The sequence below is a fragment of the Acidisoma sp. 7E03 genome, from assembly GCF_054665075.1.
The window spans coordinates 1-609 of the sequence record NZ_BAAFHE010000068.1 but is presented as its reverse complement, the minus strand read 5'-3'; the positions used below and the strand labels follow the sequence as shown (position 1 = coordinate 609).

Sequence of the window (609 nt, the reverse complement as noted above, 5' to 3'; positions counted from 1 at the left end):
ATTTGCGCACGCCGCTCTCCCGTCTTTATCAGAAGCTTGAAAGTATCCGAGAGGGCTCTGTAACTCATCAGGGACAGATGGAGGCGGTAGAGGCCGCGCTGCGCGAGGCGAACGGGCTGATGGAGACCTTTTCCGCCTTGCTCCGCATCGCCCAGGTCGAGGGGGCATCGCCCCGCGCGAGCTTTCGCACACTCGATCTCAGTGCGGTGCTGGACGCGGTGGTCGATGCCTATCGGCCAGATTTTGAGGATGCGGGCCATCACATCCGGGCCCAGATCCATCCTGCCATCCATCTAAGCGGCGACAAGGAGCTGCTGACGCAGGCGATCGCCAATCTGTTGGAAAATGCGCTCCGCCATACGCCCCGCGGTACCGTCGTACGCATCAGACTTGCCGTGCCGGCCGGGCAGGATATCCAGCTGACCGTGGAGGATGACGGTCCCGGCGTCACGGCAGCCGACCTGCCGCATCTTGCCGATCGCTTTTATCGCGCAGATCGAAGCCGGACCACGCCTGGCAACGGGCTGGGTCTCAGCCTCGTCTCTGCGGTTGCCGAGCTGCATGCGGCGCGCCTCCGCTTCGAGCGGTTGAGCCCGGGCTTCCGCGCGA

General features: G+C 64.4%; 1 protein-coding gene. It reads left to right on the top strand.

All coding sequences use genetic code 11. From position 1 onward, the window contains the following. Window positions 1-77 precede the first annotated feature (77 nt). On the top strand, window positions 78-609 hold a 532-nt coding region (locus tag ACYQ6W_RS22710), incomplete at its 3' end, for a sensor histidine kinase (RefSeq protein WP_459678584.1).